The 14,567-nt window shown below is 69.9% G+C and carries 9 protein-coding genes; 8 read left to right on the top strand and 1 reads right to left on the bottom strand.

Annotation, left to right across the window (positions count from 1 at the left end; genetic code table 11):
* Positions 1-17: 17 nt before the first annotated feature.
* Positions 18-1,304, bottom strand: coding sequence for a helix-turn-helix transcriptional regulator (locus AC0T5L_RS10035; RefSeq protein WP_476165131.1), 1,287 nt, complete (start codon positions 1,302-1,304; stop codon positions 18-20).
* 1,135 nt (positions 1,305-2,439) lie between these two features.
* Between AC0T5L_RS10035 and AC0T5L_RS10030 the strand changes: the two genes are divergently transcribed.
* From AC0T5L_RS10030 to AC0T5L_RS09995, 8 genes are all read left to right on the top strand, one after another.
* Positions 2,440-3,975 carry an FAD-binding oxidoreductase gene (locus tag AC0T5L_RS10030; RefSeq protein ID WP_476165130.1) on the top strand — a complete coding sequence of 512 codons (1,536 nt, stop codon included), beginning with the start codon at positions 2,440-2,442 and terminating at the stop codon, positions 3,973-3,975.
* 26 nt (positions 3,976-4,001) lie between these two features.
* A complete protein-coding gene (locus AC0T5L_RS10025; RefSeq protein ID WP_476165129.1) occupies positions 4,002-5,087 on the top strand; it encodes an AMP-binding protein in 1,086 nt (361 codons plus the stop codon).
* The gene (locus AC0T5L_RS10020; RefSeq protein ID WP_476165128.1) at positions 5,087-6,460 is read left to right on the top strand and encodes an aldehyde dehydrogenase family protein; all 1,374 of its coding nucleotides are present in this window, start codon (positions 5,087-5,089) and stop codon (positions 6,458-6,460) included. The genes AC0T5L_RS10025 and AC0T5L_RS10020 overlap by 1 nt, the downstream gene beginning before the upstream one ends.
* A gap of 110 nt (positions 6,461-6,570) precedes the next feature.
* Entirely contained in the window at positions 6,571-7,974 is a 1,404-nt protein-coding gene (locus AC0T5L_RS10015) for a 3-deoxy-7-phosphoheptulonate synthase (protein ID WP_476165127.1), read from the top strand.
* Positions 7,975-8,041: 67 nt separating this feature from the next.
* Entirely contained in the window at positions 8,042-10,105 is a 2,064-nt protein-coding gene (gene pabB, locus AC0T5L_RS10010; RefSeq protein WP_476165164.1) for an aminodeoxychorismate synthase component I, read from the top strand.
* A complete protein-coding gene (locus AC0T5L_RS10005; protein WP_476165126.1) occupies positions 10,102-11,562 on the top strand; it encodes an AMP-binding protein in 1,461 nt (486 codons plus the stop codon). The genes pabB and AC0T5L_RS10005 overlap by 4 nt, the downstream gene beginning before the upstream one ends.
* A gap of 70 nt (positions 11,563-11,632) precedes the next feature.
* Entirely contained in the window at positions 11,633-13,222 is a 1,590-nt protein-coding gene (locus tag AC0T5L_RS10000) for a class I adenylate-forming enzyme family protein (protein WP_476165125.1), read from the top strand.
* Positions 13,223-13,301: 79 nt separating this feature from the next.
* Complete coding sequence (locus AC0T5L_RS09995; RefSeq protein ID WP_476165124.1) at positions 13,302-14,528, top strand: FAD-dependent monooxygenase; 1,227 nt, start codon at positions 13,302-13,304, stop codon at positions 14,526-14,528.
* The last annotated feature ends 39 nt before the right edge of the window (positions 14,529-14,567 follow it).

Here is a 14,567-nt window from a genome sequence, read left to right as displayed (position 1 = left end):
GGAAGGACGCGTCGGGGTCATGTGGAACCGAGGGATGAGGCCGCCAGGGGAGCGGAGGCGACGGTGAGCTGGTCCTGATCGCCCGACAGGTTGGCCACGGCCCACTTGGCGACGTGGACGCGCGAGGAGCACCCCAGTCTTCGCATGACCTCGCGGACGTGGTTGATGGCGGTCCACTCGGAGATGACGAGGTGCTTGGAGATCTCCCGGTTGGTCAGGCCGCCCGCTATCAGCCGTGCGACCTCGCTCTGACGGGGGGTCAGGGGGGAAGCCTCCTTCCACACCCCGACGCCCTTCTCGCCGGGCAGGGGGGACACCCTCCGGACGCCCTCCTCCTCCGCGACTTCCCGGGCGAACATGCGGGTGGTGTTGAACAGTGTGAATCGGGGGCCTGCGCAGCACTCCTGCTCCACCTGGACGAGGTTCCTCTCGACGAGCAGCCGTAGTGAGTGCTCCGAGGGCGGGGCCGCCCCCGGGGCGTCCACAGGCCGCTTCCCGAAGTCGCCCTCCTCGTCGCTCAGCCTGAGGAGTAGTTCACGCGCCTTCCCGGGAAGGGTGTCATAGGTCTTGCGGATCGCGTCGGACATACTGTCGTGGCGCATGGAGACGGAGCCGTCGTGTGCGCTGAGAATGCCGATTCCGGACCGGAGCCTGCTCCGGAGCGCGTGGAGGCCGAGGATCCTCAGCCACGGCGCGGCGAACTCGATGGCCAGCGGAAGGCCGTCGAGGGCTCGGGACACCTCGATGAGCGTCGCGTGGTCGGTGCGTTCGAGGGAGAACGTCGGCTCTCGGCTCCCCGCCCTGTCGACCAGGAGCCGGACGGAGGGTGATTCCAGCACGTCCTCCGCCCGCGCCCCCTGCGGCAGGGGCAACGGGCACAGCAGGAAGAGCCGTTCGCCGTAGAACCCCATGGCCTGTCGTCCGGTCGCGAGCACGTTGAGTCGCGGGCGTCGTGAGAGAAGGTCTCGCAGGTCGCTCTGAAGGCACGCCCGTGCCGAGTCGTAGTTGTCGATGATCAGCAGTTCGGGACCGGAGTCGTCGAGGTCCGGGGGGAGAGCCGACATGAGGCCCTCCCGGCGTCGGTCCGCGGGGCCGGTACAGACCGGGCATGAGGCGCAGTCCATGATGTGCACGCCCTTGGCGAACTCCTGGCACCACGTCTTGGCGAATTCGATGGCGAGCCGGCTCTTACCCGCGCCGGCAGGTCCGGAAAGGGCGATGAGGCGATGTCCCGCGGCGAGCAGACCTGAAAGTTCCTCCAGCTCGCCGGTACGGCCGAACAACGGCGGGAGGGAGTTGGCCATGGCGAGTAGTTCATCAGCCCGGAGTCGTTTAGTACAGGAATGTTCAGACATGCTCTATTGACACTCCAAATCGATTTCTGTCGACTCGCAGACAGCGGCCCCCCGACAAGGTGTCCTTCGGGGGACCGCGTTCGAAAAGGTGGGAGGGCCCTCTTTGGTTCCCGGGAAGCATACACGGTTTCGCTCGCCATAGATGTTCATGGAATATGTGGGCGCTCGAGGTTCGTATACGTCTGTCACATTCAGTGGCGCTGACGCTGGTTTCTCTCTCCTGTGGTGAAACAAGGATGTCTGTATGTGTGCATATGCGAACTTTGTCTGTTTGCGATGTTGGCCGGATTCGGTCGCCCGGGTTTGGTTCGCGCGAAATGTGGAACGCGGGCGGGCCCGCCGCCCAGGGGTGCTCGGGCCCCGGCGGATCCGGCCGTGCGGCGCTGGGCCCGACCTGGTTCCGTGCGTCCGTGGCCATGCGGACCGCTGTATGCCATAGGTCCCGAAACGCCTATGGGGGAGGGAGTGTCGAGCGTCGCCAAGGTCACTCCCCCCGTGGCCGCTGAGGGCGTGGGCCGACTCCGGGGTGATCCAGTCGCTTCCTTGTGCGCGGGAGCCCCCCGAATCGAACTATCGCCCTGAGTGATTATCTTACTTCTCAGAGTGCTAGTTTTTAGCGCTCCTCGGTCGTGGCGTACGGAGCTCCGGCTCGTGTGCGTCCCGCTGGCGCGTACCCGTGCGGAGGGCGGGGCCCATGAGGGTGTGCGGTGAAAAGCGCTTGGCGCCCCGGGCGACGTTTCCTGTTCACGAGTGCGTGCACTGCTGTTTTCGTTCCTTCGGTGCCCGATTGCCATCCCGGTGTCGGCCCCGCTCTCCGCGGCCTCAGAATTGAATCATTCCATTTGGCATCCAGTGCCAGGTTCGTGCCCGAAGCTCCCGTCGGTACTGTATGGCAAATTCTTGCCATGTCCAGATTGGCAAGAATTGGCCATATGATTGTTATTTGTCTCAAGATGCCCCGTGGTTAGTATTTTTCTGGCCGAAGTGCATTGTTCGGATGTGCGGCTTGCGGGTGCCCCGAGTGAAATTCGGAGAACCCCGCGTTCCGTGCAAGGTTAAAATTCCTTATCTGAAAAGGATCTTTGTGACTGTTGACAGAAGGGGATTTCTTCGTGCGGGGGTCGTCGCGGCGACGGCCGCCGCCGTGTCCTCGACCATGGCGGCGTCCGCTTCCATGGCCGGGTCGACGGGAGGGGTCGCGAGCAGAGACTGGGGTTCGCTGCGCCGCGGTTTCCAGGGCGACGTGGTCCTTCCCGGGGACTCCGGCTACGGCCGGGCCATCCAGTTGCAGGTCGCCGAGTACGACAAGGTGAGGCCGGCGGCGGTCCTGTACTGCGAGAGCGAACAGGACGTGAGCACCGGCCTGCTCTTCGCCCAGGACCACGATCTGCGACTCGTGCCCAGAAGCGGCGGCCACAACAACGCGGGATACTCCACCTGTGAAGGGCTCGTCCTCGACGTCTCCCGGATGAACGGCGTCTCCGTCGGTGCCACGGCCACCCAGATCGGAGCCGGCCTGCAAGCCGTGGACGCGCTCCCCGCCCTCGCCCCCCACGGTGTGGCCCTGCCCAACGGCACCTGCCCCACCGTCTCCGTGGCGGGGTTCGTCACCGGAGGCGGTACGGGCCCCTTCACCCGCCAGTACGGCGTGGCTCCCGACAACCTCCGGTCGGCCCGTGTGGTCCTCGCCGACGGAAGGACGGTGACCTGCGGCCCCGACCAGCACCCCGAACTGTTCTGGGCCGTCCGCGGCGGAGGCGGCGGCAACTTCGGGGTCATCACCGAGTACACCCTGGACCACGTTCCCGTGTCGAGGATGGGGCGGTTCCGCCTGGTCTGGCCGTGGGACGCCGCCGTCGACGTGGCCCTCGGACTCCAGGAGTGGATTCCGGACCTTCCCCGCGAGATCGCGGCGGACCTGCTGGCCGTCCTGCCCGACGCGGCCCCCGGGACCCCACCGCTCCTGCAACTCGCCGGAACCTCCCTCGGGTCCCCCGAGGCGCTCGGCGCCGAGCTCGACCGCCTCGTCGCCCTGGTGGGCACGCCGCCCTCGGAGAGGACCGCTGTCGACCTCCCCTACGGGGAAGCGATGATGAGCGTCTGGGGCTGCGCGGACAAGACCACCGAGCAGTGCCACCGAGTCGGCTCCGCTCCCGGGGGACAACTGCCGCGCGACGCGTTCCGCATCGCCCGTGGAAGGCTCGTCGACGGCCCGATCGGGGAGTCCGGTGTCACCGACCTCGTCGAGGCGTTCGAGGCCGACCGCGCCCCGGGCCAGGTCCGGATCATGTCGTGGCGGATCATGGGCGGCCGGGTCAACGAGACCAGCCCCACCAGCACGGCCTTCTACCACCGCACCGCCGCCTTCAACGTCTCCTTCGTCTTCGGCCTGACCGGGGCCGAGTACGAGCAGGAGGAGAAGGACGTGGTGCTGGCGTCCCTGCACGACGCCTTCGAGGTCCTGAACCCCCACTCCAACGGGCACTCGCTCCAGAACTTCACCGACCCCTACCTCTCCGACTGGCGCTACGCGTACTACGGCCGTAACCAGGCCCGCCTCGTCAGGGCCAAGAGGACCTACGACCGACACCGCTTCTTCCGCTTCGAACAGGCGATCTAGTCGGGTATCCGATCAGGGAGACGAACGTGAACACCCCGTTGAACGAGACGACCGCGGCCGGGACCGCCGCGGACCCCGAGACCCACCTGCGCGAGGTGCTCGAATGGCACTTCTCCCCCGAGACCGGCTCCCCCTTCTGGCTGGAGAGGGCCTCACGGCTGGACTTCGACCCGCTGCGTGACGTCAAGGGGCTGGCCGACCTCGACCTCTTCCCCGACTTCAGCGAGGACCTGCGCACGGTCCCCGTGGAGAGCCTGATTCCGACCGGATCCGCGGAAGCCCGATTCGAGGTGTTCGAGTCGGGCGGCACCACCGGAGCCCCCAAACGCGTGGTCGACGCGGTCTCGCGCGGCCGCAACGTGGAATGGGTGAGCGGTGTGCTCCGGGACCACGGCTTTCCCGAGCGGGGCCACTGGCTGCACGTGGGCCCGAGCGGACCGCACGTGGTCGGCCGGACGGTCCGGCACCTGGCGGCCGAGCGGGGCGCCCTGTGCTTCACCCTCGACCTCGACCCGCGCTGGGTCAAGCGGCTCATCGCCGATGGACGCACCGATCTCGCGAACGAGTACCGCGAGTACCTGCTCGACCAGATCGAGCTGATCGTGCAGTCCCAGGACATCAGGGCCATGTTCGTCACGCCCCCGGTCCTGGAGGCACTGTGCGCTCGGGAAAGCCTCTACGAGACCGTCTCGCGGAAGGTGCGCGGACTCCTGTGGGCCGGCACCAGCATCAGCCCGGAGACCCTGTCGCAGATCGAGAACACCTTCTTCCCGGACGCCGCGGTGGCGGCCATCTACGGCAACACCCTGATGGGCATCGCCCCCCAGCGTCCCAGGGCGGAGGGCGATCCGTCCCCGTGTGTGTTCACCCCCTACTTCCCGCAGTCCGTGGTGCGGGTCGTGGACGCCGATACGCGGACCACGGTCGAGTACGGCGAGCGCGGCCGAGTGCTCATCCACCTGCTGAGCGAGGACATGTTCCTGCCCAACGTCCTGGAACGAGACACCGCCCTGCGCGTAATGCCCGCCTCCGGCAGTGAACTGGACGGACTCGCCGATATCAGGCCCTTCCAGGACCCCAGGGAAAACAGGCTCATCGAGGGGGTCTACTGATGTCTCGCACCGTGACACCCGTCGGGATCGGACCGGTCATCTGCGGGGAGGACGCCTCCAGCCTGGACAAGGCAGACCTGAACGCCCTGGACGGGACCCCCCTGGCCAGGGTCGCCACCGCGCCCAGGCTGCTGGCCCTGGGCGCTGTCAAGATGATGCGCTCGGCGGATCCGGGGCCGGTGCCCGGCGCCGAGGTCTTCGCGGAGGCGGGGCGCCTCTTCGCCGAGGCGGAGCTGGAGGGCGACTCCCCCCGCGAGTACCGGTACCGGGTCAGCGCCGCCACCGGGACCCCGATCGGGGCCGTGGAGCGCGCCGGCGACGGTATCCGCGCCAGCCTGGAGCGGATCGAGTTGCTGAACCGTTCCGAACTCCCCGCCCCCTTCTCCGAGGACGGCTTCCAGACGCGCTGGGTCCCGCGCGGGACCCTGCTCGCCGCCATCGTGCCCAACAACCATCCCGAACCCAACGTCTCATGGGTCCGGGCGCTCTCCCTCGGATACGGGGTGCTGGTCCGCCCCGGCAGCCGAGATCCGTTCACTCCCCGCAGGCTCGTCGCCGCACTGGTCGCGGCCGGCCTGCCCGGACACAGGATCAGCTTCCTCCCCGGCGACCACGACCTGGGCGAATACCTGTTGCAACTGGCCGACCTGGGGCTGGTCTACGGAGGGCCCGCCGCGGTGGAGCGCTGGCGCACACGGAGCGACGTCCTCGTACGCGGCCCGGGAGGGAGCAAGGCCCTGGTCGACGTTCCCGTCACCGGCGAACTCCTGGACGACCTGGTCACCTGGATCGCCGACGACGGCGGCGTACGCTGTAACAACGTCTCGGCCGTCCTGGTGCGCGGCGACCACGCCGCGCTCGCCGAGCGCCTCGCCGAGCGCCTGGCGGCCCTTCCCGTGCTGCCCACCGTCGACCCGGCCGCCACGCTCCCCGCCATCGCGGCGGAGAGCGCCGAGCCCATGCGCGACTACCTGCGGGAGGTGGGGGAGAAAGCCGTCGACCACTCCAGCCACCGCTATCCGGAGGGTCCCGTGACGGCGACGGACGACGGGGTCCTCATGCGCCCCCTGGTGGTCTCCACGACGGACCCCTCCGACCCCCTCGTGGGTACCGAGCTGGGTTTTCCCTTCGTGGTCGTGGCGCCGTGGGACGACGTCCACGGGACCGCCCCGCTGCGGGAGTCGCTGGTGGTGAGCGTCCTGGGGGACCGGGAGGACCTGGTCGAGCGCCTGCTGCGCGAGCCCACCGTACGCAAGGTCGTGGCCGGAAGGGCACTTCCGTGGGAGTCCCGCCCCCAGCTGCCGCACGACGGCAGCCTCGCGGGGTTCCTCATGGAACCGAAGGCGTTCGTGAGCGGCCACGGCCACCCGTGAGGCGACGGTGTCGCGTGAGCATGCCGGGCACGCTCCCACCGCTCGCGCCTCCCACATCCGTGGTCCGGAAAAGCCCGGCGGATCCCCTCTCCCGATGAGGAGTAACAGCGATGAACACCGCGACGAACACCGCGACACATCCACGAGACGGGGGCCTTCGTTCCCTCGAACGGGTCGGCCCCGGAGCCTGGCGGTACGACGGCTGGCGCGGGCTTCCCATCAGACAGCAGCCCACCTGGCCGGACCTCGGCGCGCTCCGCTCCGTCCAGGAACGCCTGGCGGCCCTTCCCCCGCTGACGACCGCCTCCGACATCCGACGGCTGGAGGCGGCGATGGCCAGGGTCGCGGCGGGGCAGGCCTTCCTGGTCCAGGCCGGGGACTGCGCCGAGCCCATGGGGGCCGCGGCCGTCACGGCCCTGCGTGGCAAGCACCGGCTCATCGGAGGACTGGCCGAGAGCGTGAGCGAGGGGGCCGGTCTGCCCACGGTCACCCTCGGCCGTGTCGCCGGGCAGTTCGCCAAGCCCCGTTCCCGACCCACCGAGACGGTCGACGGCGTCGAGATGCAGGCCTTCCGCGGCGAGGCGGTCAACGCCTCCGCGGCCGATCCGGACCTGCGCGTACCGGACCCGCGTCGGCTGACGGGCGCCTACCGCACCTCTCGGGCCGTGCTCAACGAGATGTACATCCTCGCGAGGGAGGCGGTCTCCCCTCCGTGGGACGGGGGACTCTCCGGGCACGCGGACGACGAGGGGGCCCCGACCGGTCAGGACAGGACCTGGGACGGTTCCCTGCGCTCGATCGTGGAGGGCTACGGCCAGACGAGGCGCCGCGGTGACGGCGGCTGGTCCCACACGGGGTTGTGGGCCAGCCACGAGAGCCTCCTCCTGGACTACGAGGAACCGTTCGTCCGGCGGGACCCGCTGACCGGCGAGTGGTTCCTGACGTCCACCCATCTGCCGTGGATCGGAGAGCGCACCAACCGGGTGGACGAGGCACACGTGTCCTTCCACGCCCGGATAGCGAACCCGGTCGGCTGCAAGGTGGGCCCCTCCACCAGCCCCGACGACCTCGTTCGGCTGTGCCGGGCCCTGGACCCGAACCGGCGGCCGGGCAGGCTCACCCTGATCTGCCGGATGGGGGCCGGCAAGGTGCGGGAGTTCCTTCCCGCGCTCGTGCGGGCCGTCCGCGGAGCGGGCCATCACGTCGTGTGGGTGTGCGATCCCATGCACGGCAACACCGAGCAGCTGCCGGGCGGGCGCAAGACCCGCCGGACCGAGCTGGTCGCCTCCGAGATCGAGGGCTTCTTCGACGTACTGCGCCGTCAGGGCGCCTGGCCGGGCGGAGTGCACCTGGAGGCCACCGACGGCGAGGTCACCGAGTGCATCGGCGAGGGCGGGCCGCTGAACGAGGCCGGTCTCGAGGAACGCTACCTGACCCTGTGCGATCCCCGGCTGAACGAGAAGCAGACCCTCGCGCTCGCCGATGTCGTGAGCCGGCTGGTCGCCCGGGGATGAGCCGGGACGGGCGAGACCGGACGCGGGAGACGGCACGGACCCAGCATCGGAAGAAGAGAGCCGGATGATGAGAACGCTCCTGATAGACAACCACGACTCCTACACCTACAACCTCTTCCAGCTGATCGCCGAGGTCAACGGAGCCGAACCCGTGGTCGTCACCAACGACGCCCCCGGGGCCGACCGGCTGGACCTCACGGGGTTCGACAACATCGTCATCTCTCCGGGACCGGGACATCCGGCCCGGCCCAGGGACTTCGGGGCCTCGGCACGTGTCCTGGACAACGCGTCGGTCCCCGTGCTGGGGGTGTGCCTGGGGCACCAGGGGATCGCGCTGGGGGAAGGGGCGCAGGTGGTTCCCGCCAAGTCCGCCCGCCACGGTTACCTGGAATCGGTGCGGCACGACGGGCGGGACCTCTTCGAGGGGGTGCCCCAGGGCTTCACGGCCGTGCGGTACCACTCCCTCGCCGTTCCCGAACCGCTTCCCGAGTCCCTGGAGGCCGCGGCCTGGGCCGATGACGGGACGCTCATGGCGCTGCGCCACCGGACCAGGCCCCTGTGGGGCGTGCAGTTCCATCCGGAGTCGATCGAGACGAGCCACGGCCGTCTCCTGCTGGCCAACTTCCGCGACCTCACCGCCGCTCCGAGGCGTCCGGTGGTCCGGGGGGCCGCCTCTGCCGGCTCCGGTACGCGCAACCGGCTGCACCTGAGGGTGATCGAGGCGGCGGCGGACGGACAGGAGGTCTTCGACCGCCTCTACGCCGACTCCGGTGCCTCCGCGTTCTGGCTGGACAGCGCGCGTGTCGAGGCGGGACTCTCCCGGTTCTCCTTCCTCGGCGACGCCTCGGGGCCGCTCTCGGAGACGGTCCGCTACCGGGTCGACGAGGACGGGGTGCGCGTACGGCGCACCGGCGGAGAGCCCTTCAGCGTGCCCGGGAGCGTCTTCGACTACCTCAAGCACCGCCTGGCCGAGCGCCGTGTCGACCTGCCCGACCTTCCCTTCGACTTCACCTGCGGCTACGTGGGCTACTTCGGCTACGAGATGAAGGCCGACTGCGGTTCCCCCAACAAGCACCGGTCGCCCACCGATGACGCCGGCTGGCTCTTCGCGGACCGCTTCGTGGCGATCGACCACCTGGAGGACACCACCTACCTGGTCGCCATGAGCGATGGTTCCCCCGACCTGGTGGCGGGCGCCTCCGCGTGGCTGGACGAGACCGCGGCCGCCGTCCAGTCCATGGCGGGACACGTGCCCGGCCACGGGCCCGCCGACACCGCGGAACAGGTGGACATCGCCGAGCACCTGACGGTCGGCGGACCGGAGTACACGGCCGACGTCCGGGCGTGCCAGGACAAGCTCCTGGAGGGGGAGAGCTACGAGATCTGCCTGACCAACTCGGTGTGGCTCCCGGTGACCGAGGAGGGGCACCGCTTCTACTCGCGTCTGCGCGCCGTCAACCCCGCGCCCTACGGGGCCTACCTGCGTCTGGGGGAGGACACCGAGGTGGCGTGCTCCTCACCGGAGCGCTTCTTGACCATCACCCGTGACGGCGGGGTGGAGAGCAAACCCATCAAGGGCACCGTTCGCCGGGGCACCACCCCGGAGGAGGACGTCCAGCTCCGTGACTCGCTCGCGGCCAGCCCCAAGACCCGTGCCGAGAACCTCATGATCGTCGACCTGCTCCGCAACGACCTGGGCCGGGTGTGCCAGGTGGGAAGCGTCCACGTGCCCCGGCTGATGACCGCGGAATCCTACGCCACCGTGCACCAGCTGGTCTCCACCATCCGCGGGGACCTCAAACCGGGCACCGACGCCGTCGACGTGGTCCGGGCCTGCTTTCCCGGCGGTTCGATGACGGGCGCCCCCAAACTCCGGACGATGGAGATCATCGACGAGCTGGAGACCGAGGCCCGCGGTGTCTACTCCGGTTCGGTGGGCTACCTGTCCTGCAACGGTGCGGCCAACCTCAACATCGTCATCCGCACGGCGGTCAGGTCCGGTGACCACTGGAGGATCGGTGCCGGCGGGGCCATCGTCCTCGACTCCGACCCGGAGGAGGAGTTCGAGGAGATGGTGCTCAAGGCCGCCGCGCCCCTGGGTGCCTACCGCGTCCCCGAGGGGGTCCGGTGAACATAGCGTCCGACCTGTCGGACCGGTCCCGCGAGTGGTCCGCGCGGCCCGCCCTGTACGAGGGCGACACCGTCTGGAGCCACGGGCGGCTGCACGAGGCCGCGGCCCGTGCGGCCTCCGTCCTGGCCCTGCACGGGGTCCGCCCCGGCACCCGTGTGCTGATCGCCCTTCCCGACGGCGTCGCCTGGGTGACGGCCTTCCTCGCGGCCGCCCGTCTGGGTGCCGTCGCGGTGCTCACCAACCCGGCGCTGCCGAGCCGGGACCACGAGTTCGTCGTGGCGGACGCGGACGTGGGCCTCGTCGTCTGCGGGGACGAGCTCGCTGACCGGTTCCGCGGTATCGGCACCCTGAACGGTGACAGGATGCTCAAGGAGGCGGAGGAGAGCGCTCCGGCGTCGGCGGCGGACGTGTCCGGGGACGCCCCCCTGTACGTCCAGTACACGTCGGGGACCACGGGAAGGCCCAAGGGCGTGGTGCACCGCCACGGAGCCCCCCAGCACTACCATGCCTCCTTCGGCGCGGCACGGTTGCGCCTCGGGCCCCGTGACGTCACCTTCTCCGTCTCGCGGCTCTTCTTCGCCTACGGGTTCGGCAACAGCCTGGTCCTTCCCCTGTACTCGGGAGGGGCGGCCGTCCTGACACCCGGGCGTCCGGGGCCGGAGCAGGTGGCCGAGACCGTGGAGCGGTATCGGGCCAGTGTCCTGTACGCGGTGCCCTCGGTCTACGCCAACCTGGTCGGCGGCACCGACTCCTCGGCCTTCACGAGCCTCAGAGCGGCGGTGTCGGCGGGGGAGAGGCTCATCCCGGCCCACGGCGAACGGTATTCGCGCTTCCTCGGCGTCCCCCTGCTGAACCAACTCGGTTCCACCGAGGCCGGGCACGCCATGTGCGCCAACGGTGTGGACGACAACACGCCCGGGACGGTCGGCGCGCCTGTGCCGGGGTTCGAGTTCCAGGTCCGCACCAGGTCCGGGACGGAGGTCCGTGACGGCGGAGAGGGCGAGCTGTGGGTGCGCGGGCCGAGCGTGATGGCACGCTACCTCAACCGGCCCGAGGACACGGCGGCCACGCTCGTGGACGGGTGGCTGGCCACCCGGGACCGAGTCAGGCGCAACCCGGACGGCACCTACACCCATCTCGGCCGCACCGACGACATGGAGATGGTCGGCGGGATCACCGTCTCGCCCCTGGAGGTCGAGCAACTCCTGGGAGAGCACTCCGGTGTCCGGGACGTGGCGGTCGCGTGCGTCCTCGACGAAGCGGGGGCCAGCAGGCTCCGCGCGTTCGTCGTGCCCTCCGCGCAGGCCCCCGAACGGCTCACCGACGAACTGGAGGCCCTGGCGCGCGAGCGCCTGGCGGCCTTCAAGGTCCCGCGCAGTATCCAGACGGTCCCCTCGCTGCCGCGTACCCAGACCGGAAAACTCCAGCGCTTCCTGGTCCGGCAGGGCGCCTGGTGACCGGCCCCTCCCGCAGGCCGCGACGAAACCACTCCCGCAGGACGGGACGAACCCACATACGAGGACTGACATGCTGAAGAGGATTCTCCCCGAGCAGGCCTTCTACCTCGGCCTGTTGTTCGAGAAGGCGGCGGCCAAGCACGGGGGCGCACCCGTGACCCTGGACCAACCCCTCGACACCTTCCCCGAGCACGGCCTGGACCTGGACTACACCCAGCTCGCGGACGTGGTGGACGACCTGGCGGCGCGGCTCTGGGCGTGCGGAGTGCGCCCCACGGAACGGGTCGCCGTCTACAAGTCGCACAACTTCGACATCGCCCTCATCGCCTGTGCCGCCGCCCGGATCGGCGCGGTTCCCGTCACCCTGTCGCCCGCGCTGCACGGCGGGATCATCTCCGAGCTTCTGCGTCGCCTCGACAACCCCTGGCTGGTCAGCGACGCCGCCAAACTCGACGGTGACCTGGCGGAGCTGGACCTGTCCGCCATGACCCGGTCGGTGCTGGTGGCCGGAGTCCGGGAGCACGGGGCCGGCCGCTCCCTGACGGACCTGGCCGGCGCCCCCCGGCGAGAACCGGTCCGGTTGCACCCGACCCAGCCCGCCCTGATCACCCACACCTCGGGTACGACCGGGGTGTCGAAGCTGATGGTGCACACGGCGGGTGCCCTCTTCCACCGTCTCCTGTCCCAGCAGATCATCGCCTGGCCCGTCCGGGGCCGGGAGCGGATCGCCCTGTGCATGTCGTTCGTCCACTCCCGGTTCTTCCACTCCCTCGGCGTGTTCCTCAACTACGGCAACCCGCTCAGCGTGCTGGTCGACCCCGACCCGGAGGTGATCGGTCCGCTCTTCACCCGCCTGCGTCCCGGACTGGTCGAGACCCATCCGAACAACTTCATCCAGTGGGAGTCCCTGGCCGACGCGCCCGGCTCCCCCCTGGCCAGCGTGCGCTACTACAGCACGACCTTCGACGCCATCCACCCCCGCACCATCCAGAGACTGCTCGGGGCCTCCCAGAGAACCCGCCCCCTGATGGTGCAGCTGTACGGCCAGAGCGAGACCGGGCCGATCTCGGGCTGGTGGTACACGCCCAAGAGCGCCGAGAGCACCGACGGCCGCTGCGTCGGACTCCCGCTCCCGGGGTTCATCAAGGTCCGCGTGGTCGGCGAGGACGGCAAACCCGTGGGAAGGGGAAAGCACGGCCAGCTGGAGGTCCGCAGCCGCGGCCGGGTCCTGACCTATCTGGGCGAGGACGACCGCTACCGCCGACAGCTGGACGGCTCCTGGTGGCGGCTGGGGGACATGGGTTATCTGAACCGGCTCGGGCTGCTCTTCCTCATCGACCGGGACATCGACCAGATCGACAGCATCGACAGCAACCTCGAACTGGAGGACATCCTCATGTCCCGGCTCGAGGAGCTGCTGGAGGTCGTCATCGTCGCGGGTCGGGACGACAGCCCCGTGCCCCTCGTGTGCACCCGGAGGGACGAGCCCCTGGACAGCCGGCGCTGGAAGGAGGCGGTCAAGGACCTGCCCGCCCTCCCCGACCCCCTGCACGTGCCCTTCGCGGACCTGCCCCGCACCTCCACCTGGAAGGTCCAGCGTGTGCAGGTCCGCCGGATGCTCAGCGAGGGGAACCTCCGCACCGTCGCCCCGGTCGGATGACGTCCACGGAACGCGCGGGGCGGAAGGCCCCGCGCCACACCAGAACGTGTCCGCCGGCTACGAGAGGAAGGCCGAGAAGATGAGTAACGGGTCGGATGGCCTCCGCCACCCGGTACTGGTGGTCGGGGCCGGCCCCGTCGGGCTCACCGCGGCGCTGGCCCTGCGCAGCGAGCAGATCCCCGTCACCGTCCTGGAAGCCGAGTCCGAGGGGCGGATCCGCCCCGGCAGCAGGGCTCTGTTCCTGCACCGGGAGTCACTCGCCCTCCTGGAGCGGATCGCCCCCGGAATGCGTGGAACCCTCACCGGCCACGGCACGGTCTGGTCCACGAAGCGAACCCTGTACCGAGGACGCGAGGTCTTCAGCAAGACCTATCCGAACGGGGCCGTGGGCGAGTCGGCGCCCTTCACCAGCCTGCGCCAGGTGGAGACCGAGCACCACCTGATGCGTGCCTGCGTGGACGCGGGCGTGACGTTCGAGTGGGACGCCGAGATCGTCGGTGCCGACACCGGACCGGAGGACGTCGGTGTGCGCGGCCGGGACGGGAGGCGGTGGAGAGCGGAGTACGTGGTGGCCGCTGACGGCGCCCGCTCCGGAGTGCGCAGGGCCCTGGACATCCCGTTGGAGGGCGACCGCTCCGACGCCTTCCACGTGGTGGTCGACATCGAGGAGGACCCCGCGGCCCCCATGCCCCTGGAACGTGTCTTCCACTACGAGCACCCCGCCCTGGAGGGCCGCAGCGTCATGCGGGTCCCCTTCGCCGGAGGCTTCCAGCTCGACTTGCAGTGCAGGGACGGCGACGACCCGGACGAGTACGCGACCGAGGACGCGGCCAGGAAGTGGGTGGCGCGAGTCGTCCCCGACAAGTACGCGGACCGGCTGCTGTGGGTGTCTCGCTACCGGTTCCTGCGGGTCGTCGCCCGCGACTTCACCGACACCCACCGCAGGGTTCTGCTGGTGGGCGAGTCCTCCCACCTGTTCCCTCCCTTCGGGGCGCGCGGGCTCAACAGCGGAATCGCGGACTCGGTCGCGGCGGCCACCGCGATCGCCCGGGCACGCAGTGAACCGGGCACACGTGTCCAGGCGGTCGAACTGTTCGCCGGCCTGCGCCGGGACGCGGCGCTGTACAACAGCCAGGCCGCCGGAACGGCCCTCGCCCACCTGCGTCCGAGCACACGGCTGCTACGGCTGCGGCAGCGTTTCGCGGCCGGCCTCTCACCGTTGGTCCCCGCGTTCGGGGCCTGGCTGGAGAACGCGCCCTACGGTCCTCGTGAGGGCGCGGTCCCCGACTCGGGCGGGCGGTACTGACCATGTCGGTACGGACAGCGGACGCGTCCGTGCTCCCGT

It is taken from the genome of Nocardiopsis sp. TRM 82005, assembly GCF_056312425.1.
Note: the sequence above shows the minus strand (reverse complement) of the source record. Positions and strands in the feature narration are given on the sequence as shown.